Source organism: Rhodococcus sp. NPDC059968 (assembly GCF_042738615.1).
In the GTDB taxonomy this organism is placed as follows: Bacteria; Actinomycetota; Actinomycetes; order Mycobacteriales; family Mycobacteriaceae; genus Rhodococcus_F.
In genome coordinates, this window is sequence record NZ_JBHWUE010000072.1 from 1 (window position 1) to 18,571 (window position 18,571).

Annotated in this window: 15 protein-coding genes and 1 pseudogene; 14 read left to right on the top strand and 2 right to left on the bottom strand. The window is 69.0% G+C overall.

The window, feature by feature from the left end:
* The first annotated feature begins 505 nt into the window (after window positions 1–505).
* From ACFWAY_RS38460 to ACFWAY_RS38475, 4 genes are all read left to right on the top strand, one after another.
* Complete coding sequence (locus ACFWAY_RS38460; protein ID WP_378456015.1) at window positions 506–1,858, top strand: MFS transporter; 1,353 nt, start codon at window positions 506–508, stop codon at window positions 1,856–1,858.
* Window positions 1,855–2,883, top strand: a complete 1,029-nt coding sequence (locus ACFWAY_RS38465) for a Gfo/Idh/MocA family protein (RefSeq protein WP_378456014.1) — start codon at window positions 1,855–1,857, stop codon at window positions 2,881–2,883. Before ACFWAY_RS38460 ends, ACFWAY_RS38465 begins: the two co-directional genes overlap by 4 nt.
* Window positions 2,880–3,932, top strand: coding sequence for an alcohol dehydrogenase catalytic domain-containing protein (locus tag ACFWAY_RS38470; RefSeq protein WP_378456031.1), 1,053 nt, complete (start codon window positions 2,880–2,882; stop codon window positions 3,930–3,932). The genes ACFWAY_RS38465 and ACFWAY_RS38470 overlap by 4 nt, the downstream gene beginning before the upstream one ends.
* 102 nt (window positions 3,933–4,034) lie before the next feature.
* The gene (locus ACFWAY_RS38475) at window positions 4,035–5,048 is read left to right on the top strand and encodes a LacI family DNA-binding transcriptional regulator (RefSeq protein ID WP_378456013.1); all 1,014 of its coding nucleotides are present in this window, start codon (window positions 4,035–4,037) and stop codon (window positions 5,046–5,048) included.
* A gap of 9 nt (window positions 5,049–5,057) precedes the next feature.
* Here the strand turns inward: ACFWAY_RS38475 and ACFWAY_RS38480 are convergent, their stop codons facing one another.
* Together ACFWAY_RS38480 and ACFWAY_RS38485 are read right to left on the bottom strand one after the other, a co-directional pair.
* Window positions 5,058–5,861: a sugar phosphate isomerase/epimerase family protein gene (locus tag ACFWAY_RS38480; protein WP_378456012.1), complete on the bottom strand. Its 804-nt coding sequence runs from the start codon at window positions 5,859–5,861 to the stop codon at window positions 5,058–5,060.
* 1 nt (window position 5,862) lies between these two features.
* Window positions 5,863–7,020, bottom strand: a complete 1,158-nt coding sequence (locus ACFWAY_RS38485; RefSeq protein WP_378456011.1) for a DUF993 family protein — start codon at window positions 7,018–7,020, stop codon at window positions 5,863–5,865.
* A 118-nt stretch (window positions 7,021–7,138) separates the two neighbouring features.
* Between ACFWAY_RS38485 and ACFWAY_RS38490 the strand changes: the two genes are divergently transcribed.
* The 10 genes and pseudogenes from ACFWAY_RS38490 to ACFWAY_RS38535 all read left to right on the top strand — a co-directional run bounded on the left by ACFWAY_RS38490 (window position 7,139) and on the right by ACFWAY_RS38535 (window position 18,567).
* On the top strand, window positions 7,139–8,701 hold the full coding sequence (locus ACFWAY_RS38490; protein ID WP_378456010.1) for a CoA-transferase: 1,563 nt from the start codon (window positions 7,139–7,141) through the stop codon (window positions 8,699–8,701).
* 10 nt (window positions 8,702–8,711) lie between these two features.
* A complete protein-coding gene (locus tag ACFWAY_RS38495; protein WP_378456009.1) occupies window positions 8,712–9,881 on the top strand; it encodes an acyl-CoA dehydrogenase family protein in 1,170 nt (389 codons plus the stop codon).
* Window positions 9,878–10,636: an SDR family NAD(P)-dependent oxidoreductase gene (locus tag ACFWAY_RS38500; protein ID WP_378514244.1), complete on the top strand. Its 759-nt coding sequence runs from the start codon at window positions 9,878–9,880 to the stop codon at window positions 10,634–10,636. The genes ACFWAY_RS38495 and ACFWAY_RS38500 overlap by 4 nt, the downstream gene beginning before the upstream one ends.
* The gene (locus ACFWAY_RS38505; protein ID WP_378514245.1) at window positions 10,633–11,460 is read left to right on the top strand and encodes an aldo/keto reductase; all 828 of its coding nucleotides are present in this window, start codon (window positions 10,633–10,635) and stop codon (window positions 11,458–11,460) included. Before ACFWAY_RS38500 ends, ACFWAY_RS38505 begins: the two co-directional genes overlap by 4 nt.
* Window positions 11,447–12,571, top strand: coding sequence for a glycerate kinase (locus tag ACFWAY_RS38510; protein WP_378514246.1), 1,125 nt, complete (start codon window positions 11,447–11,449; stop codon window positions 12,569–12,571). The genes ACFWAY_RS38505 and ACFWAY_RS38510 overlap by 14 nt, the downstream gene beginning before the upstream one ends.
* A gap of 120 nt (window positions 12,572–12,691) precedes the next feature.
* Complete coding sequence (locus ACFWAY_RS38515) at window positions 12,692–13,801, top strand: sugar ABC transporter substrate-binding protein (RefSeq protein ID WP_378514247.1); 1,110 nt, start codon at window positions 12,692–12,694, stop codon at window positions 13,799–13,801.
* Window positions 13,802–13,847: 46 nt separating this feature from the next.
* Window positions 13,848–14,879: an ABC transporter permease gene (locus ACFWAY_RS38520; RefSeq protein WP_378514248.1), complete on the top strand. Its 1,032-nt coding sequence runs from the start codon at window positions 13,848–13,850 to the stop codon at window positions 14,877–14,879.
* Window positions 14,876–16,393: a sugar ABC transporter ATP-binding protein gene (locus tag ACFWAY_RS38525; protein ID WP_378514249.1), complete on the top strand. Its 1,518-nt coding sequence runs from the start codon at window positions 14,876–14,878 to the stop codon at window positions 16,391–16,393. The genes ACFWAY_RS38520 and ACFWAY_RS38525 overlap by 4 nt, the downstream gene beginning before the upstream one ends.
* 44 nt (window positions 16,394–16,437) lie before the next feature.
* Window positions 16,438–17,415 (top strand): ABC transporter permease, encoded by a 978-nt coding sequence (locus ACFWAY_RS38530; RefSeq protein ID WP_378456002.1) that lies wholly within the window; start codon window positions 16,438–16,440, stop codon window positions 17,413–17,415.
* Window positions 17,416–17,449: 34 nt separating this feature from the next.
* Window positions 17,450–18,567: pseudogene (locus ACFWAY_RS38535) on the top strand (Zn-dependent alcohol dehydrogenase).
* The last annotated feature ends 4 nt before the right edge of the window (window positions 18,568–18,571 follow it).

Here is an 18,571-nt window from a genome sequence, read left to right on the forward strand (position 1 = left end):
CACACCGTCGCGCGGTCTTCGTCGGAGTCCCCGGCGACGAGCACCAGGAACAGGGCGGCAGGGCTGGGCGGAGTGAGGACTGCTTGGGGTGCCAATCTCGCGACTGGGCCTGGCATCTGTGTCTCCGTTCACCTCGACGTACGACGCTGCACTGTCCGGAACCTCAGGTCCCATCTAACCGTTTCGAACCGCCAGGTTCCATTCAATCGGTCCGCCGCGCCGCTGTGGGGCTCCGGAATCTGTCGCGAACAGGTCGCCATCTACCTCCGCCCCGAGCACTGGCGATCGGCGGACATGGGTCCGCCTGGCCGCGCGACCGGCCCTGTCCGCTCCGGGGGAAATGAAAGCGGTATCTGACCGGGTCTGGTCGACATCCCGCAAGCATAATGCTGTGAACTGTGGAAACGAGAATCCTCCGCGAAGCTGAGAAAGCGTTTACAAATTCGGTGACGTGGGTCATAGTAGTCGGGTTCCGGCAGTTCCCCTTCACAGTCAGGAGTTCTCGATGGGCATGACCGAACTCGGCACCGAGCGGTCGACCGCGGTGCCGCACGGGTCGGCAGGGCAGCAACGCCGCCGGGTGATCAAGGCGAGCGCGGCGGGAACCGTGATCGAGTGGTACGACTTCACGCTCTACGGTCTCGCGGCGGCCCTCGTCTTCGGGCCCCTCTACTTCCCCGGGGCGGGATCCCTCGCCGGCACGATGGCCGCGTTCGGGACGTTCGCCGTCGGACTCGGCGCCCGCCCGATCGGTGGACTGGTCTTCGCGCACTTCGGCGACCGGCTCGGCCGCAAGCCGATGCTCCTCATGACCCTGCTCGTCATGGGCGCCTCGACGACGCTGATCGGTGCGCTGCCCACCGCGGACGCGATCGGAATCTGGGCGCCGATTCTCCTGATCGTCCTTCGCCTGTTCCAGGGTGCGGGCGCGGGCGCCGAGTTCGCCGGGGCGATCACGATGGTCACCGAATCCACGGACAGCTCTAGGCGAGCTCTCTCCAGTGCGTATCCGGGGGCGGCGATCTACGTCGGAACCGGCGGCGCCACCATGATCTTCGCGTTGCTCACGCTGATGCCCGACGACCTCTTCCTGTCCTGGGGCTGGCGTATTCCGTTCCTGGCCAGCGCCGCCATCGTTCTCGTGGCCGGCTATCTGCGGCTGAAGGTCAACGAGACGGCAGTGTTCAAGGAGGCCGCGCAGCACGGTGAGGTGGACCGCGCGCCGCTGGTCGACGCGGTCCGAAACCACTGGCGGCACATCCTGTGCGGGCTCGCCCTCTTCAGCTTCGTGATCCCGTGGGCCTACGTCATGCAGGTCTTCGCGCTGTCGTTCGTGACCAAGACCCTCGGCGTCGATTCCACTCAGGCCCTGATCGGATTGATCGTGGCCGAGTTCTGCGCCATCCCCGTCATCATCGGGTTCGGCCGGCTGGCCGACAAGATCGGTCGCAAGCCGGTCCTGTTGTCCGGCGCCATCTTCGGCATCGTCTTCCCGTTCCCGATGTTCCTGATGCTCGACACGCGGTCGCCGTGGATGGTCGGACTGGCGCTGATGCTCGGTATCTGCCTCGTCCAGGGCACGACGTCCGGGCCGGGCGGTGCGCTGCTCTCCGAACTGTTTCCCACCAAGATCCGGTGGAGCGGCATCGCGATCTCCCGGGAGATCCCGGCCGCCGTGGTCGGCGGCACGATCCCGCTGGTTGCCACGGCCCTCGTCGCCGTCGCGGGCGGAACGCCCTGGCTCGTCGCGAGCTACCTCATGGGTTTGAGCGTGGTCGGGCTGATCGGCATCGCCCTGCTTCCCGAGACCCTCGGCCGGAGTGTGGGTTCCCGCAAGGCCGTCGAGGCCGCATCGTGACCCGTCGCGTCGTTGTGGTCGGCGCCGGGCTCGCGAGCGCCGCGCACCTCACGGCCCTCCGGGCTGTCGACGCCGACGTGGTCGGTGTGGTGACGCGCGACGAGACGCGGGCGGCGGCCGCACGCCGGCTGGCACCGGAGGCGCGGATACTCCCGAGCCTCGACGCGGCAGCGGCTCTGGACGCCGACACCGCGGTCGTGGTCACGCCGCCGTCGAGTCACCTGGCCGTCGCGTCGGCATTGGCCGAGCGCGGCCTGGACCTGGTGATCGACAAACCGCTGGCGGTCTCGTTGCACGATGCACAGGCGATCGTGGACGTCGCCGAGCGATCCGGCGTGCGGGCCGCGGTCACGCTGCAACACCGCTACAAGGAGGCGGCGCGTCGCGCCCGGCGGCTACTCTCGGACGGCGCGATCGGCGCCCTCCGCTCGGCAACCGTCACCGTCCCGTTATGGCGTCCCGACTCCTACTACGCCGAGGCCGGACGCGGCACCCGGGACCGGGACGGCGGCGGAGTGCTGATCACCCAGGCCATCCACACCCTCGACCTCTACCTGTCGCTGACCGGGCCCGCGCGCAGTGTCGTGGCCACGGCTTCCACCAGCCGAGGCAGGCTCGAGGCCGAGGACACGATTCACCTCCTGATCGACCACGGCACGCATGCGGCGTCGGTGACGGCGAGCACGGCCGCATGGCCGGGTGGAGCCGAGACGATCCACCTCTACGGCGACGCGGGGCAGTTACGGCTGGTGGGGGATTCGCTCGTCCAGATCGGCGACGGCGTCCGCCCACTCGTCGACGGGTCCGTCGACGCGTCCGGGCCGGATCCGCTGTCCATGACGGCGTGGTTCCGGTCGCTGTACGAGGACGTCTTCGCCAGTTGGGCGGCCGGCGCGGCGCCGCTGTCCGATGCCCGGTCCGGGCTGCCCGTGCAAGCGGTGATCGACGCCGCCTACCGGTCCGCCACAGCCGGCGCGATGCCGGTCACTGTCTCCGACGAAAAGGAAAGCGCATGTCAGTCTTGAGTATTCGGGTCGACGGCCCGAACGACTATCGCCTCGACCACGGTGACGTCGCGGCGCCGGGCGCGGGGGAGGTGCTCGTCGCTCTCGACTCGGCCGGGATCTGCGGCGGCGACCTGTCGCACCTGCGCGGCCGGAACGCGGTCGCCGCATATCCGACGGTGCTCGGCCACGAATGCGCGGGACGGGTGTCGCGGGTGGGTCCGGGCACGAGTCTCACGATCGGTCAGCCGGTGATGGTTTACCCGACCACGGGTTGCGGCAGCTGCCGCGCCTGCCGCGACGGCAGGATCAACAACTGTCCGAGCATCCGGGTGTTCGGCCTGTCCGACCCACGCGGATGCTTCAGCGAGGAATTCGTCGTACCCGAGACGCAGTGCGTGCCCGTGAGCGACTCGGTGCTGGACCGTTTCGGGGCGCTCGTCGAACCGCTCGCCGTCGGAGTTCATGTGGTCCGGCGCGGCGGCGCCTCGGAGGGGGACACCGCGCTGGTCATCGGGACCGGTGCGATCGGACTCGCGACCACGCTGGTGGCCCGGAGCCGAGGCGTCCGGGTGTTCGGCGTCGATCGCTACACCGAACGGGAGCAGCCTGCCCTGGCGTGCGGGATGAGCGGCTTCACGACCGACTCGGGGGACGCGCTCGAGGGCTGGCTCCGGGACCGGACGGACTCGGTCGACCTCGTCTACGACACGGTGTGCACGGAGGAATCGTCCCGGCTGGCGCTGCGGGTCCTCGCTCCGGGCGGCCGGTACGTCGCGATCGCGTCCGCGAAACCCGGGCACGAACTGACCCTCGACTACAGCGCGCTCTACGCCCGTGAGCTGTCCGTCGTGGCCTGCCGGAACTACGTCCGGCAGGACTTCGTCGACGCGGCCGAACTCCTCGAGTCGGGGAAGGTGGACGCGTCGCCGCTGCACACCGCGACGTTTGCGCTGGACGAGTTCGGCCGCGCGGTCGAGGAACTCGAATCGAACGGCAGCAAGCACGTCAAGGTGCTGCTGACGTCGCGGAAACTGCTCGGAACGCGCGCGTTGTTGCGCAAGGAGTGAGCGTCCGCGTGATCCGGGGCCGTCTTCGCGATACGCTGTAAGCGTTTCCACCCACCGAGGTGGGAGACGGTAGCAATGGTGACGAGAGATGTAGAGGCAGCTATGGCTGATCAGACCCGAGTGCCCGCGAGCCGTCGCGTCACGATCAATACCGTAGCCAAGGCGGCCGGGGTCTCGATCGCCACCGTCTCCCGTGTCATGAGCGGCAGTTCGTCGGTGACCCCGGACCTTGCAGCCCGGGTCCACAAGGTCGCCGACGAGCTGTCCTACCGGCCCAGCACCGCCGCTCGCGGACTCGTCCTCGGGTCGCTGAGAAACATGGGCGTGATCCTGCCTGACCTGGCCAACGCGTACTTCTTCGACGTCGTCAAGCAGATGCACCACGGCGCCACCGCCGACGGATACCGCATGCTCGTCGCCGACTACTCCGGTGACGCGGCCGACGAACTCGCCACCGCACTCGACCTACTCGGCCAGGTCGACGGCCTCGTGCTGCTCTCGTCCAGGATTCCGACGAGTGGCCTGAAGGAACTGGCCAAGCAGTCGACTCCCGTCCTGCTCGTCAACCGGGTGGAACTGGAAGTCGATCTCCCCATGGTGGCCGTCGACAACTTCACCCCCATGATGCAGCTGTGCGGGCACCTTTCGAAGCTCGGCCACCGCCGGATCGTCTACGTGAAGGGCTCGGATCTGGCCTGGCAGAACCGCGAGCGGTGGCGGGCAATCGAAATGGCGAAGGTGCTCGGGATCGAGGCGACGGCGGTGCCGTCGGACGGCACCATCGAGGGTGGTTACGACGTGGTGGAAGAAGCACTCACGCACGAGCCGACCGCCCTCGTCTGCTTCAACGACTTGACCGCGCTGGGCGTCATCTCGAAACTGCGTGAGCGCGGACTCCGCGTCCCCGAGGACATTTCGGTCACCGGCTTCGACGACATCGATATGGCGCGCCACCTGGCGCCGCGCCTGACCACGGTGGTGAGCCCGAAGATCGATCTGGGGGACCAGGCGTGGTCGCTGATGCGGGCGGCCCTGAACAACGAGACCACCACGTCTCCGCCGCTGATCCCCGCCGACGTCGTCATTCGCGAGTCGACGGGGCCCGCCTCGAGCTGAGCTGGGGTTTCAGACGGCGGCGAGGCCGTTCGCCGCGGCGTCGACGGCCCGCGGGGCGGTCTCGGCCCACCATCGGTCGCTGAGGATCTCGACTTCCACGAGTCCGTGGTAGCCGGCGTTTCTGCAGTCGGCAACGAATCCGGTCATGTCGATGCAGCCTTCGCCGGGCATGCCGCGGCTGCTGAGTTCGCCGTGGATCGGGGTGACCCAGTCGGCCAACTGCACCGAGAACAGGCGTTCGCCTGCCCGCGCGATCTGCTCCGCCAGTGCCGCGTCCCACCACACGTGATACGAGTCGAGGGCGATCCCGACGAGGTCGGATTCGAGTGCCTCGACGAGGTCGTTCGCTTCGCCGAGTGAGGTGATGACCGACCGGCTCGACGCCATCATCGGGTGCATCGGCTCGACCGCGAGCCGCACCCCCGCCGCCCGGGCGTACGGCTCGAGTTCGGCGATGCCGTCGTGGACCTGCCGCCTCGCGCCGGCGAGGTCGCCGTGGGCGGCGCCGCAGACCAGCACGAGGCAGTCGGCGCCGAGGGCGTGCGCCTGATCGACCGCCACCCGGTTGTCGTCCATGGCTTCTCGCCGCAGCCGGGCGGTCGGTTGCGGGAACATTCCGCCCCGGCAGACGCTGGTGACGCGCAGACCCGACCGCCGGAGTCGGGCCGACGCGCCCGCCAGGTCCACGCTGTCGAGCACGTCCCGCCACAGGCCGACGCCGCCGAACCCCCACTGCTCGGCGAGGTCGGCGACCTCGGTGAGGCCGGCGCCCTTGACGGTGACGGAGTTGAGACTGCAGTGCGCGAGGTCCATGTCAGCGGATTCCGTGCACGGCGAAGTACGCGGCGGCGCGGGCGGCGGTGAAGTCGGGGTCGGTGAACAGGCCGATCGCATCGGCGGCGCGGATCAGTTCGGCCAGGTGGGTGAGGCTGCGACCGGTCTCGAAGCCGCCGATCATCCGGAAGTGCTCCTGCTTGCCGTTCAGGTACGCCAGCCACGCGACGCCGACCTTGTAGTACTGCGTCGGGGCGGCGAACAGCAACCGGCTCAGGGTTTCGGTGGGGCCCAGGATGTTCCGGAAGCCCTGCTCGTCACCGTCGTCCAACCGGGCGAACGCGGCGGAGGCGAACGGCCCGAGCGCAGCGAACGCACCGAGGAGGGCGTCGCTGGTGTGGGTGCCGTCGCCGGCGATCAGGCCGACGTAGTTGTAGTCGTCGCCGGTGAACACCCGCACCCCGTCCGGCATCCGCCGGCGCAGGGCGATCTCGAGTGCCGGGTCGAGCAGGGAGACCTTGATGCCGCGCACGGTGTCCCGGTGCGCGTCGACGATCTGCAGGACGGTGTCCATGGCCGCGCCCGGATCCGCCGATCCCCAGTAGCCGTCGAGGGCGGGATCGAACACCGAACCCAGCCAATGCAGGACCACCGGGCGGGTGGCCGCCGACAGCACCGCGTCGTACACGGCGAGGTAGTCGTCGGGGCCGGTGGCGGCACGGGCGAGGTGCCGGCTCGCCATCAGCACCACCTCACCACCCGCCGATTCGATCGCCTCGACCTGCTCGAGGTAGGCGCCGCGGATCTCGTCGAGCGAGGGGGTGTCGGTCTTCAGTTGATCGGTGGCCACCCCCACGACCACCTTCCCGCCGACCGCCTGCGCGTCGGTGAGCGTGCGGATGGCGAGTTCCTTCGCCGCGGCCCAGTCCAGTCCCATGCCGCGCTGGGCGGTGTCCATCGACTCCGCCACCCCGAGCCCCAGCGACCACAGGTCGCGGCGCAGTCGCAGGGTCGCGTCCCAGTCGATCTGATCCGCGGGATTCTCCGCCGACGCCCGCAGTGGATCGGCGACCACATGCGCGGCCGCGTACACCGCCCTGCTGGTCGGCGCCGTGGACCTGGTGTCCAGCCGAGCGGGTGCGTTCAACGCCAGAGTCGTGGGCGAACCGTGGCGATCGGGCAGCAGGATCGAGGCCATGAAATCTCCTGTAATCGTTTTCTTGATGTTGTGCAGCTCACAATATACTGTGTCAATCACTGAGGTCCATAGCTTTAATGGGCCGATTGGCAAAATGTAAGCATTTACAGGAGCGGATATGACACAGCCCGGAACGGGTGCCGCCTCGAGGCGCTGGACACTGACCACCGCGACACGAGCCGTGAGCGACATCGCGCCAGGATCGACGATCGCCCTCACCGGTTCGGGCGGCGGGATCCTCGAACCGGACACCGTCCTCGAGGCGCTGGAGGAGTGCTTCCTCGCGACCGGATCGCCGAGGGAACTCACGATCGTGCACGCCCTCGGCATCGGCGACCGGGTGAGCCGCGGAACCAATCACCTTGCGCACAAGGGCATGGTCAAACGGGTCATCGGCGGGCACTGGACGTGGTCGCCGACCATGATCGACCTCGTCCGCAACGACGAGATCGAGGCGTACGCGTGGCCCGGCGGCGCGATCAGTCAGCTGCTGCGGGAGATCGGCGCGCGCCGGCCGGGCCTCATCACCGCCACCGGTCTCGACACGTTCGTCGACCCGCGGCACGGCGGGGGCAAGTTCACGCCGTCCGCCACCGAGGACCTCGTCGAACTCCTCACTCTGGACGGCCGCGAGTACCTGCGCTACAAGCCGTTTCCCGTCGACGTGGCCATCGTCCGCGGCGATTCCATCGACCCGTCCGGGAACGTCACGTGCTCGGGCGAGGCGGCTCAGCTCGACGCGCTGGCCGTCGCTCAGGCGGCGAAGGCGAGCGGCGGCCGGGTCATCGTGCAGGTGAAGAACCTGCTGGACCGGCCGATCGATCCGCGGCTCGTGCACATCCCGGCGGTCCTGGTGGACGACGTCGTCCACGCGCCGGCGCAATGGCAGACGTACGCGGGCGAATTCGACCCCGAACTCTCCGGCGACGCGGCGAACTCCGGTTTCGGTGCCACGAACCACGACCCGATCCGCATGCTGATCGCCCGGCGGGCCGCCGCCGAGGTCCGGGACGGTGATGTCCTCAACGTCGGTTTCGGGGTGTCCGCGCTGGTCGTGGACGCGCTCGCCGAACAGGATCGCCTGGATGACATCACACTTGCCATCGAGCAGGGGCTGATCGACGGCATCCCCGTCTCCGGCGATCTGTTCGGGGCCGCGCGCGGACCGAAGGTCGTGCACTCGTCGACCACCCAGTTCGACCTCTTCTCGGGCGGAATGCTCGACGTCAGCTGCCTGGGTATGGCCGAGGTCGACTCCACCGGCGCCGTCAACGTCAGCAAGATCGGCGGCGGAATCGTCGGACCGGGCGGGTTCATCGACATCTCCCAGAACTCGCCGCGCGCCGTGTTCTGCGGAACGTTCACCGCGCGCGGCCTGGACGTCGAGATCGTCGGAGGAGAACTGGTGATCCGGCGCGAAGGCTCGGTGTCCAAGTTCGTCGACCGCGTCGATCAGGTCACCTACTCCGGCGCTCTCGCCGTCCGTGAGGGGCGCGAGGCGGTGTACGTCACCGAACGCGCCGTCTTCGTCCTCACCCGCGACGGCCTCGAACTCGCCGAGATCGCACCCGGCATCGACATCGATCGGGACATTTTGCCGCACATGGGATTCCGTCCGATCATCAAGAACCCACGCCTGATGGACACGGGGTTGTTCGCCCCCGTCGCCGTACACATCTGAGGAGAACTACATGTCAACCGGAAACAGCGTCATTCCCTCGTCGGTGCTCGGCGCCGACGAACGCAAGCTCGTCGCCGAGTTCGTCGACGAACGGATCCGTCCGGTCGCCACCGAGCTGGACGAGACCGAACGATTCCCCGAAGAGATTTACCGCGAGATGGGCAAGATCGGGCTGTTCGGCATCACGGTGCCCGAGAAGTTCGGCGGGTTCGGCGGCACCGCCCTCGACTACCTGTTCGTCATGGAGTCCCTGTCCTACGGGTACGCGTCGGTGGCCGACCAGTGCGGCCTCGTCGAGATCCTCGGCAGCCTGCTCGGCAACTACGGCACACCCGAGCAGCAGGAGCAGTACCTGCGCCCGATGCTCTCCGCCGAGAAGCGCTGCGCCTACGCGCTCACCGAGCCGGGATCCGGATCCGACCTCGGGTCGATCACCACGCGGGCGGTGCGGGACGGTGACGGCTGGGTGCTCACCGGCGAGAAGATCTACATCCACAACGCCCCCGTCGCGGACTTCGCGGTCGTCCTCGCCGTGACCGATCCCGAACTGGGGAAGCGCGGTGGCATCTCCGTGTTCCTGGTGGACGTCGACCAGCCCGGCGTGAGCCGCGCCTACCACGAACACAAGATGGGCCAGCGGGCCTCGCAGGTCGGCGGGCTGGTGTTCGACTCCGTCCACCTGTCGGCCGACGCGCTCCTCGGCGAGGAAGGCAAGGCGTTCGGGTACATGATGAAGGTGCTGGCCAAGGGCCGTCTCGGCATCTCGGGCCTGAGCCTCGGCATCAGCCGCGCCGCCCTGGACGCCGCCACCCGGCAGTCCCTCGATCGCAGCCAGTTCGGCAAGCCGATCTCCGCCAACCAGGGCATCTCCTTCTCCCTCGCCACCGTCGCCACCGAACTGCGGGCCGGCACCGCGCTGTCGGTCGAGGCGGCGCGGGCGCTCGACGCGGGCGCGGCGGACGCCGAGACGCTCTGCTCGATGGCCAAGCTCTACGCGTCCGAGGGGTGCGTGCGTCACGCCGACGCCGCCGTGCAGGTGTTCGGCGGCAACGGCTTCATCCGCGGATACGAGGTCGAGCGCCTCTACCGCGACGCCCGCATCACGAAGATCTACGAAGGCACCAGCGAAATGCAGCGGCTCATCATCAGCCGGGCCGTACTGAAGGGAGCCGCGGCATGAGCGGCGTTGCACAACATACCAACTCGGTCGATCTGTCCGGGAAGACCGCCATCGTGACCGGTGCGGCCGGTGGGATCGGTTCCGCGATCGCCCGAGCCCTCGCCCGCAGCGGGGCACTTGTGGTGGCGGCCGACGCCGACCCGAAGGTCACCGACGTCGCGGCGGAGTTCGGCGGGCACGGTCTCTGTGGCGACCTCACCGACCCCGAGTTCGGCGCACGCGCCGTCGACCTCGCCCAGCAACTGTCGGGGCGCCTCGACATCCTGATCAACGCGGCCGGAATCCAGTTGCGGACCGCGGCGATCGACGTCGACGAGGACGGGTGGGAACGCCTCCTCGACGTCAATCTGTCGGCGGCCTACCGGCTGACGCGGCAGGCGGCCAAGTCGCTCGTCGACACCCGCGGCAGCATCGTGAACATCGCGTCGCTGTCCGCGGACCGCGCCGTCCCGGGCATCGTTCCCTACGGTGCGACGAAGGCCGCGCTCACGCAGCTCGGTAAGGGTCTGGCCGTGGAACTCGGCCCCCACGGCGTGCGCGTCAACACCGTCTCGCCGGGCTATATCGAAACGCCGATGACAGCGGACGTGCTGGGGCAGGAAGACTTCCGCGCCCAGAAGCTGAGCCGTATCCCGTTGCAACGGTTCGCCGACGGCGACGACGTCGCGGACGTGGTGCTGTTCCTTGTCTCCGACGCCGCGCGGTACGTCACCGGGGTGGTCCTGCCCGTCGACGGCGGGTACTCGATCACATGACGAGCCTGGCGACCGTTCCCTCGGTCACATTGAACAACGACGTCACGATGCCCGCGCTCGGGTTCGGCCTGTTCAGGATCCCCGACGAGGACATGGGCTCCACCGTGTCGCACGCGCTGTCCGCCGGCTATCGCGCGTTCGACACAGCCCCGATGTACGGCAACGAGGCGTCGCTCGGCGCGGCGCTGGCCCGGGCCGCCGTCGATCGGGACGAGATCTTCGTGACCACCAAGATCTCCAACGAGGACCAGGGCTACCAGCAGGCACTGGACGCGTTCGAGGCGAGTGCGGCGAAACTCGGCCGCATCGACCTGTGCCTCATCCACTGGCCGGCACCGAGCCGCGGACAGTACCTGGAGACGTGGCGGGCACTGGAAAAGCTGTACTACGACGGACGGGTGCGGGCGATCGGCGTGTCGAACTTCCAGCCCGAACAGCTCGAGCGGCTCGCGGAGATCGCGACGATCACGCCGGCGGTCAACCAGGTCGAACTGCACCCGCTGCTGACGCAGTCCGCGCTGACGGATCTGCACCGGTCGATGGGCATCCGCACCCAGGCGTGGGCGCCGCTGGCGAGGGGACACCTGAACGACCACGCACTCCTGGCGGCGCTCGCCGCCCGGCACCGTGTGTCGGTCGCGCAGATCGTGCTGCGCTGGCACTTGCAGATCGGGACGATTCCTCTGCCCAAATCGTCTGCGGTGCATCGGATGCGGCAGAACGCGAACGTGTTCGGCTTCCGGCTGTCCGCCGCGGAGATGGACGCGATCTCGGCTCTGAATCGCGATCAGCGCACGGGACCCCACCCCGATGACGTCGCCTGACGCCGGCTCGCTGCGGGTGGTGCTCGCCCCGGATTCGTTCAAGGGCTCACTGACCGCGACGGAGGTGGCAGCGGCTCTGGCGGCCGGCTGGTCGACGGTCCGGCCGAACGACGAGCTGGTGCTGCTCCCGCAGGCGGACGGCGGCGAAGGCACGGTGGACGCCGTCGCGTCCTGCCGCGATACCGGCGTGTGGCGTGAGGTGGCGGGTGTTCGAGGCCCTGACGGGCGTCCGACGACCGGACGCTGGCTGCTGCTCCGGGACGGCACGGCGGTGATCGAGCTCGCCCAGATGAGTGGGCTGCCCCTGATGGACTCGCCGGATCCGGGGGGAGCGTCGACGACCGGCCTGGGACAGGTGATCGCCGCAGCACTCGCGGACGGTGCGAAGGCACTGCTGATCGGACTCGGCGGTTCTGCGTCCACGGACGGCGGTGCGGGCGCGTTGCGGGCGCTCGGCGCGAAGCTACTGGACCGCGACGGGCGGGAGATCCCCGACGGGGGCGCCGGCCTGGCCGCTCTCGCCTCGATCGACGTGGGCTCGCTGACCGAGCCCCCACCCGGCGGCGTCGAACTGCTGACGGACACGACGGCCGTCCTGTGCGGCCCACACGGGGCAGCGCACGTCTTCGGGCCGCAGAAGGGCGCCGACCCCGCGGAGCGCGACCGCCTGGATCGCGCGCTCGCGACGTTCGCAGGCTGCCTCGGTACCCGACTGCCGTGCAGTCCCGCCGAACCCGGCGCGGGAGCGGCCGGGGGCTCGGGATTCGGACTGTCGGCCTGGGGCGGCCGGCTGGTGCCGGGCGCCGCCCGCATCGCAGAGCTCACGGGGCTGAGTGCCGAGTTCGGCCGCGCCGACGTCGTGGTCACCGGTGAGGGCCAATTCGACGCGACGTCGCTGTCCGGCAAACTCGTCGGCTCCGTGCTGGATCGGTGCGCGGAGACTGCGACCCGATCGGTGGTGGTCGCAGGCCGCCTCGCGGCGTCGCCGCCCGGCATCGGGATCTCACTGTCCGACCTGGCGGGGAGCTCCGAAAGGGCACTCGCCGCACCCACGTTGTGGTGTCGCGTAGCCGGCGCGGTCGCGGCCGCCCGGCTCACCAGCGCTCTGTAATCGATTTCTCACCTGTCCGGTCGACCCGGATGACCCTTGACCGCACCATGCAGCGCTTGACTTGTGACGCCGATCACGGTAAGAAAGCGTTTACATTCTTTTTCAGGAAGTGGACGAACGATGACACGGACGCAACGATCAATCAGGGCGGCAGCCCGGGCCGTCGGCGTTGCCGCGGCAGTCTCCGTGATGGCGAGCTCCGCCATCGCCTGCTCGACGGGATCCGAACAGATCGAGCGGGACGGAACAGCCGTCGACCGGGGCGACATGGTGATGGTCTCCGAGGTCCGGTCGCTGACCAACCCGTACGAGGCCGCGTGGGTGCAGGGCAGCCGCGCGTACGCCGAATCGCTGGGGATCGAACTGAAGGTGATCGTCTACGGCGGCGACTCGCAGAACGCGCTGTCGCAGCTGCAGTCGGTGCTTGCGGCAGGCAAGACCGTCCTGCTCAACATCAACCCGAACACGAGCGCCGACACCCCCGCGATCGTGCGCGCCGTGCAGAACAGCGGCGGCTGCGCGGTCACCCAGTGGAGCAAGCCGGCCGACCTCCACCCCTGGGACGTCGGGAACGGATGGGCGTCCTACGTCGCCTACGACGGCGTCCAGCAGGGAGCCGATACGGGCAAGGCCCTCGTCGATTCGCTCGGCGGCACCGGCGGCGTGATCGCGCTGCAGGGGTTGCTCGCCAACGAGATCAGCCAGACCCGGTTCCAGGGCTTCCAGCAGGCCATGGACGGGCAGTCCGGCGTCACCCTGCTCGACGACCAGCCCGCCGACTTCGACCGCAACAAGGCCTACACCACCACGCAGACCCTGCTCAACAAGTACGGCGACCAGGTGAACGGTATCTGGGCCGCAACGGATTCCATGGCGCTGGGCGCACTGCAGGCGGTGCGCGAGGCGGGCCGCGCGGGGGAGATCAAGATCGCCAGCGCCGCGGATGCCACCCCGGAAGGCCTGGGCGCCATCGCGAACGGGGAACTGCTCTCCACCTACACGACCGACCCCTACTTCAACGGGGCGATGGGACTCGCCATCTGCTACCAGGCGATGACCGGCGCACTCGACGTCGAGTCGCTGCCCCGGGAGAACCGCGAGTTCTACGTCGACCAGTCGCTGATCACCGCGACCAACGTCGACCAGTTCCTCGCCGTGCCGAGTGACGAGGAGATCGTGCGGTCCGTGCAGGATCCGTTCTCCCGCATCACCGGCCCGGTGGCCCGGTAGCCCCGCTCTCGATTCACGAACCACACAATCTTCCGAAGGAGTGACGATGTCGACGACTGAAGTGACCGGGGAGGTGACGACCCCCGCAGATCCCGTTGCGCCCGTGCGCAGCACACGACCACGCGTGCGCCGGCTGCTCTCCACCGCCGGCCCGCTCGCCGCCCTGCTGGGACTGTGCGCCGTCTTCGCCGCGCTGGCTCCCGGCTTCGCGACGGCGAGCAACGCGATGGCGATCGTGGAGCAGGCCGCGATTCCCGTGGTCCTCGCGATGGGCGCCACGCTGGTGATCCTGGTGGGCGGCGTGGACCTGTCGATCGAGGGCGTGATGGCGGCCAGCGGGCTGACGTTCGTCCTGTTCGCGGCGAACAGTGTCAACGGCAACGACCTGGGACTCCTCGCGGTCCTGCTGGCGCTGGGGGTCGGTCTGCTCTTCGGAGTGGTCAACGGCGTGCTGCACGTCGTCGTCCGGGTGCCGTCCTTCCTCGTCACACTGGGTACCTGGTTCGTCGGGCTCGGTGTCGCCACTGTGCTGTTCGGCACCGCCACCCCTCAGCTCGCCGACCTGTCGCTCGCGGCCTGGGCAGGCGGTCACTGGCTCGGGCTTCCCGTCGTCGTGGTGTTCGCACTCGCCGCCGTGGCCGTGACAGTGCTGCTGTGCAAGGGAACCCGGCTCGGCATGCACACCTACGCGATCGGCGGCGACGAGGCGACCAGCCGCCTGGCGGGCGTCCCGGTCGGGCGCACCAAGATCGTCCTGTTCGCCGTGGCCGGACTGCTGTCCGGGCTCGGCGGAGTGCTGGCCACCATCCGGCTCGGCGTCGGCGACGTGAGCGTCGGATCGGGAAGCCTCTTCCTCACCCTGTCCGCGGTGGTCGTCGGCGGCACGCTGCTGAGCGGCGGTCGCGGCGGACCCCTGCATTCCCTGGTGGGTGTGCTGCTCCTCGTGGTCCTCGGCAACGGACTTCTCCTGTCGGGCGCCAGCCCGTACATCCAGCAGGGCGCGCAGGGTCTCATCATCGTGGTCGCGGTGATCGCCACCGGGTGGCCTGCCCGCAGTCGATTGAGGGTCGTGAAATGACATCTCTCCTGGAACTCCGCAATGTCACGAAGAAATTCGGACCCAACACCGTCCTCGACGACGTGAGCCTGTCCATCGCTCCGAACGAGGTGGTGGGGCTGATCGGCGAGAACGGCGCCGGCAAGTCGACGCTGCTCAAGATCCTCGCGGGAGTCCACCGCCAGGACGGCGGCCGGATGGTGCTGGGCGGGCGCGACGTGAGCTTCGGAAGCCCGGCCGACGCCGCCGACCACGGGATCGGAGTGGTGCATCAGGAGCAGTCGCTGCTCCCGAACCTCACCGTCGGCCAGAACCTGATCCTCGGACACGAGGGGGACACCGCCCGTGCCGGGTTCCTCCGCCGGCGCCGGATCCGGGCCCGTGCCCAGGAAATGTTGTCGGTGGTGGAGTCGACGGTCGATCCGGGCGCGCTCACCGAGACGCTCGGCTTCGCCCAGCGTCAGATGGTGGAGGTGGCGCGCGCCGTCGGCGGCAGGCAGGTGGAACACCCGCCGCTGCTCATCCTCGACGAGCCGACGTCGGTGCTCGAACCCGAGGACGTCGAGGTGCTCCATCGCCGGGTCACCGCCCTCAAGGAGCGCGGTTCCGTCATCTTCGTCTCCCACCGACTCGACGAGGTTCTCCGCTTCTCCGACCGCGTGTACGTGCTGCGCGACGGCAAGGTCGTCGGTGAGCGGATCGCCTCGGCAGCAACCGAATCCGAGCTGTACCAGCTGATGATCGGCAAGGGCGCGGCCGAGGAGATCTACTCGTCGGAGCGTAAGCAGGCCGTCTCCCGGACGGGCACGCCGACTCTGTCGGTCCGCAACCTCACCTGCGGCGGCAAGGCGAAGGACGTGTCGCTCGACGTCCACGCCGGCGAGATCGTCTCGGTGGTGGGCGTGGTCGAGTCCGGGCGCGAGGAGGTGGCCCGCGCCGTCTTCGGCGCCGTCCCCATCGACTCCGGAACAGTCGAGATCGACGGACGGCGTTCGGCCCCGGGATCACCCGTGGACGCCGTGCGGTCCGGTATCGCATACGTTCCCGCCGAACGTCGCGTCGAAGGCATGATCGCGGGAGCGACCGTCGCGCAGAACATCGCGACGGTGCATCCGGTGAAGGCCGGTGGTGGCCGGATCTCCTCGGGCGCCCGGGTGGAGGAGACCGCGCGCAGCTGGATCGAGAAACTCGGCATCCGGCCCGCCGACCCCGACGCCGACATCGCGCGGCTGTCGGGCGGCAACCAGCAGAAGGCCGTGGTGGCCAAGTGGATTCTGGGCGACGGCCTGAAGGTACTGGTTCTCGACCACCCCACCCGCGGCCTCGACATCGGCGCCAAGGAAGACCTCTACGCCCTGTTCCGCGACCTCTCCGACAGGGGAGTGGCCATTCTGGTGCTCGCCGACACCCTGGACGAGGCGATCGGCCTCGGCCACCGCGTGATCGTGATGCGGGACGGCGAGATCACCGGAGCGTTCGACTCGTCGTCCGGAAACCCGCCCAGCAAACTCCAACTCCTCGAGAAGATGATGTGATCGCCGTGGCAACAAGAACTTCCACCGAGAGGACTTCGACCGAGATGCGCGCACCCGAGGGTGCGGCGCCGGCGGTGTCCCGGACGACGCGGGACCGGTTGCGGCTGGCCGGCCCGTCGGTCGTGCTGGTCGCGCTCGTCCTCCTCGTCGCTCTCGCCGAACCGAATTTCCTGTCGATGAACGCCCTCGCGGTGGTCTCGGCGCAGGCGGTCCCGATTCTGCTGCTCGGGCTGGGCCAGATGTTCGTCATCCTCACCGGCGGCATCGACCTGTCGGTGGCGGCGCTCGCGTCGCTCGCCACGGTGATCCTGGCGACGGCGATCGGCTCCCTCGGTCCGCTCGCCGTCGTCGTCACCCTCGTGGCGCTCACTCTGATAGGTGCGCTGACCGGTCTGCTGATCGTGTTCGGGCAGGTCCCGTCGTTCGTCGTCTCGCTCGGGGCGCTGGGGTTCTGGGGTGCGGTCGCGCTCGTGGCCTCGGGGTCGACCACCATCTACATCAGCGAAGGCTACGACGCGATCTTCTGGCTCAGTTCGTGGACGATGCTCGGTCTCCCCATGGCGGTGTGGGCCGGTGTGGCGGCGGTGGCCGCGGTATTCTGCGCGATGCGGTTCTCGCCGCGGGGCAATGTCTTTCACCTCGTCGGACTGGGTGAGAAGGCGGCGATGATGAGCGGCGTCCGAACCCGGATCGTCCGGATCGGAGCATTCGCCCTGTCCGGATTCTTCGCGGGCGCGGCGGGTGTCGTACTGTCGGCCCAGCAGCAGAGCGCCGCACCGCAACTCGCGGATTCGCTGCTCCTGCCTGCCATCGCGGCGGTGCTGGTCGGCGGCTGTGCCATCACCGGTGGAATCGGCGGAGCGTGGCGGGTGCTCGTCGGCGCCCTGGTGGTCACCGTTCTCCGGGTCGGCGGCTCGGTGGCCGGCATCGACCCCAGTTTCCAGCAGATCGTGTACGGCGCGGTCGTCATCGTCGCGGTCGCCGTGACCCTCGACCGCAGCCGGCTCTCGATCATCAAGTAAGACTCTGTGTGAGTGTGAGATTCGAAGGAGAACGATGAGTACGACGGCACGCGGTGCGGTGATACACGAAGTGGGCGGCAAGTGGGAGGTCGACGACCTCGTCCTCGCGGAGCCCGGTCCCGGCGAGGTGCGGATCAAGGTGATGGCGTCCGGACTGTGTCACTCCGACGATCACCTCGTCACCGGTGACATCCCGAATACGCTGCCGCTGGTCGGCGGACACGAGGGTGCCGGTGTGATCGGCGCGGTCGGACCCGGTGTCACCCGGCTCGCCGTCGGCGACCACGTCGCCACCGCCTACCTCCCGGCCTGCGGAACTTGCGCCTGGTGCGCGCAGGGGATGCAATATATCTGCGACACGGGGGCCGGTATGGAGGCTGGTTTCATGCTCGACGGAACGGCGCGGTTCGCCACGCAGTCAGGGCGGCCGATCGGCGCCATGCAGCGCCTCGGCACGTTCGCGAACTGCCTCGTCACCTCGCAGGCCCAGGCCGTCAAGATCGACGACGACATCCCGTTCGACGTGGCCTGCCTCGTCTCGTGCGGGGTCGCCACCGGGTGGGGCTCCGCCGTGAACGGCGCAGGCGTCCGTCCCCGGGACACGACGCTGGTCGTCGGGGTCGGCGGTGTGGGGATCAACGCGGTGCAGGGTGCCCACCACGCGGGTGCCGCACACGTCGTCGCGGTCGACCCGGTCGCGTTCAAACGCGAACGAGCCCTCGAACTCGGCGCCACCCACGCGTACGCGTCGATCGACGAGGCCATGCCGTTCGTCCGCTCGGTCACCAACGGTCAGGGCGCCGACAGCGCCGTCGTCACCGTCGGCGTGGTGGACGGACAGCTGATCGCCGACGCGTTCGGCGCCGTCCGCAAGGAGGGAACCGTCGCCGTCGTGTCGATCGGCCAGAACGAACCCGGGATCCCGATCAGCCCGCTCGAACTGGTGGTCTACGCCAAGCATCTGCGCGGGGTGCTGTTCGGAACTGCAACCCCACCCGGGACATTCCGGCACTGCTGGACTACTACAAGTCGGGACGACTGAAGCTGGACGAACTGATCACCCGGCGCTACAGCCTGGACCAGGTGAACGACGCATACGTGGACATGCACGCGGGGCTCAACCTGCGTGGTGTCCTGATCCACGAACACTGACGAG

Coding starts and splice junctions, on each gene's coding strand:
- ACFWAY_RS38460 (WP_378456015.1), top strand. CDS start 506: ATGGGCATGACCGAACTCGGCACCGAGCGGTCGACCGCGGTGCCGCAC.
- ACFWAY_RS38475 (WP_378456013.1), top strand. CDS start 4,035: ATGGCTGATCAGACCCGAGTGCCCGCGAGCCGTCGCGTCACGATCAAT.
- ACFWAY_RS38480 (WP_378456012.1), bottom strand. CDS start 5,861: ATGGACCTCGCGCACTGCAGTCTCAACTCCGTCACCGTCAAGGGCGCC.
- ACFWAY_RS38485 (WP_378456011.1), bottom strand. CDS start 7,020: ATGGCCTCGATCCTGCTGCCCGATCGCCACGGTTCGCCCACGACTCTG.
- ACFWAY_RS38490 (WP_378456010.1), top strand. CDS start 7,139: ATGACACAGCCCGGAACGGGTGCCGCCTCGAGGCGCTGGACACTGACC.
- ACFWAY_RS38495 (WP_378456009.1), top strand. CDS start 8,712: ATGTCAACCGGAAACAGCGTCATTCCCTCGTCGGTGCTCGGCGCCGAC.
- ACFWAY_RS38500 (WP_378514244.1), top strand. CDS start 9,878: ATGAGCGGCGTTGCACAACATACCAACTCGGTCGATCTGTCCGGGAAG.
- ACFWAY_RS38505 (WP_378514245.1), top strand. CDS start 10,633: ATGACGAGCCTGGCGACCGTTCCCTCGGTCACATTGAACAACGACGTC.
- ACFWAY_RS38510 (WP_378514246.1), top strand. CDS start 11,447: ATGACGTCGCCTGACGCCGGCTCGCTGCGGGTGGTGCTCGCCCCGGAT.
- ACFWAY_RS38515 (WP_378514247.1), top strand. CDS start 12,692: ATGACACGGACGCAACGATCAATCAGGGCGGCAGCCCGGGCCGTCGGC.
- ACFWAY_RS38520 (WP_378514248.1), top strand. CDS start 13,848: ATGTCGACGACTGAAGTGACCGGGGAGGTGACGACCCCCGCAGATCCC.
- ACFWAY_RS38525 (WP_378514249.1), top strand. CDS start 14,876: ATGACATCTCTCCTGGAACTCCGCAATGTCACGAAGAAATTCGGACCC.
- ACFWAY_RS38530 (WP_378456002.1), top strand. CDS start 16,438: ATGCGCGCACCCGAGGGTGCGGCGCCGGCGGTGTCCCGGACGACGCGG.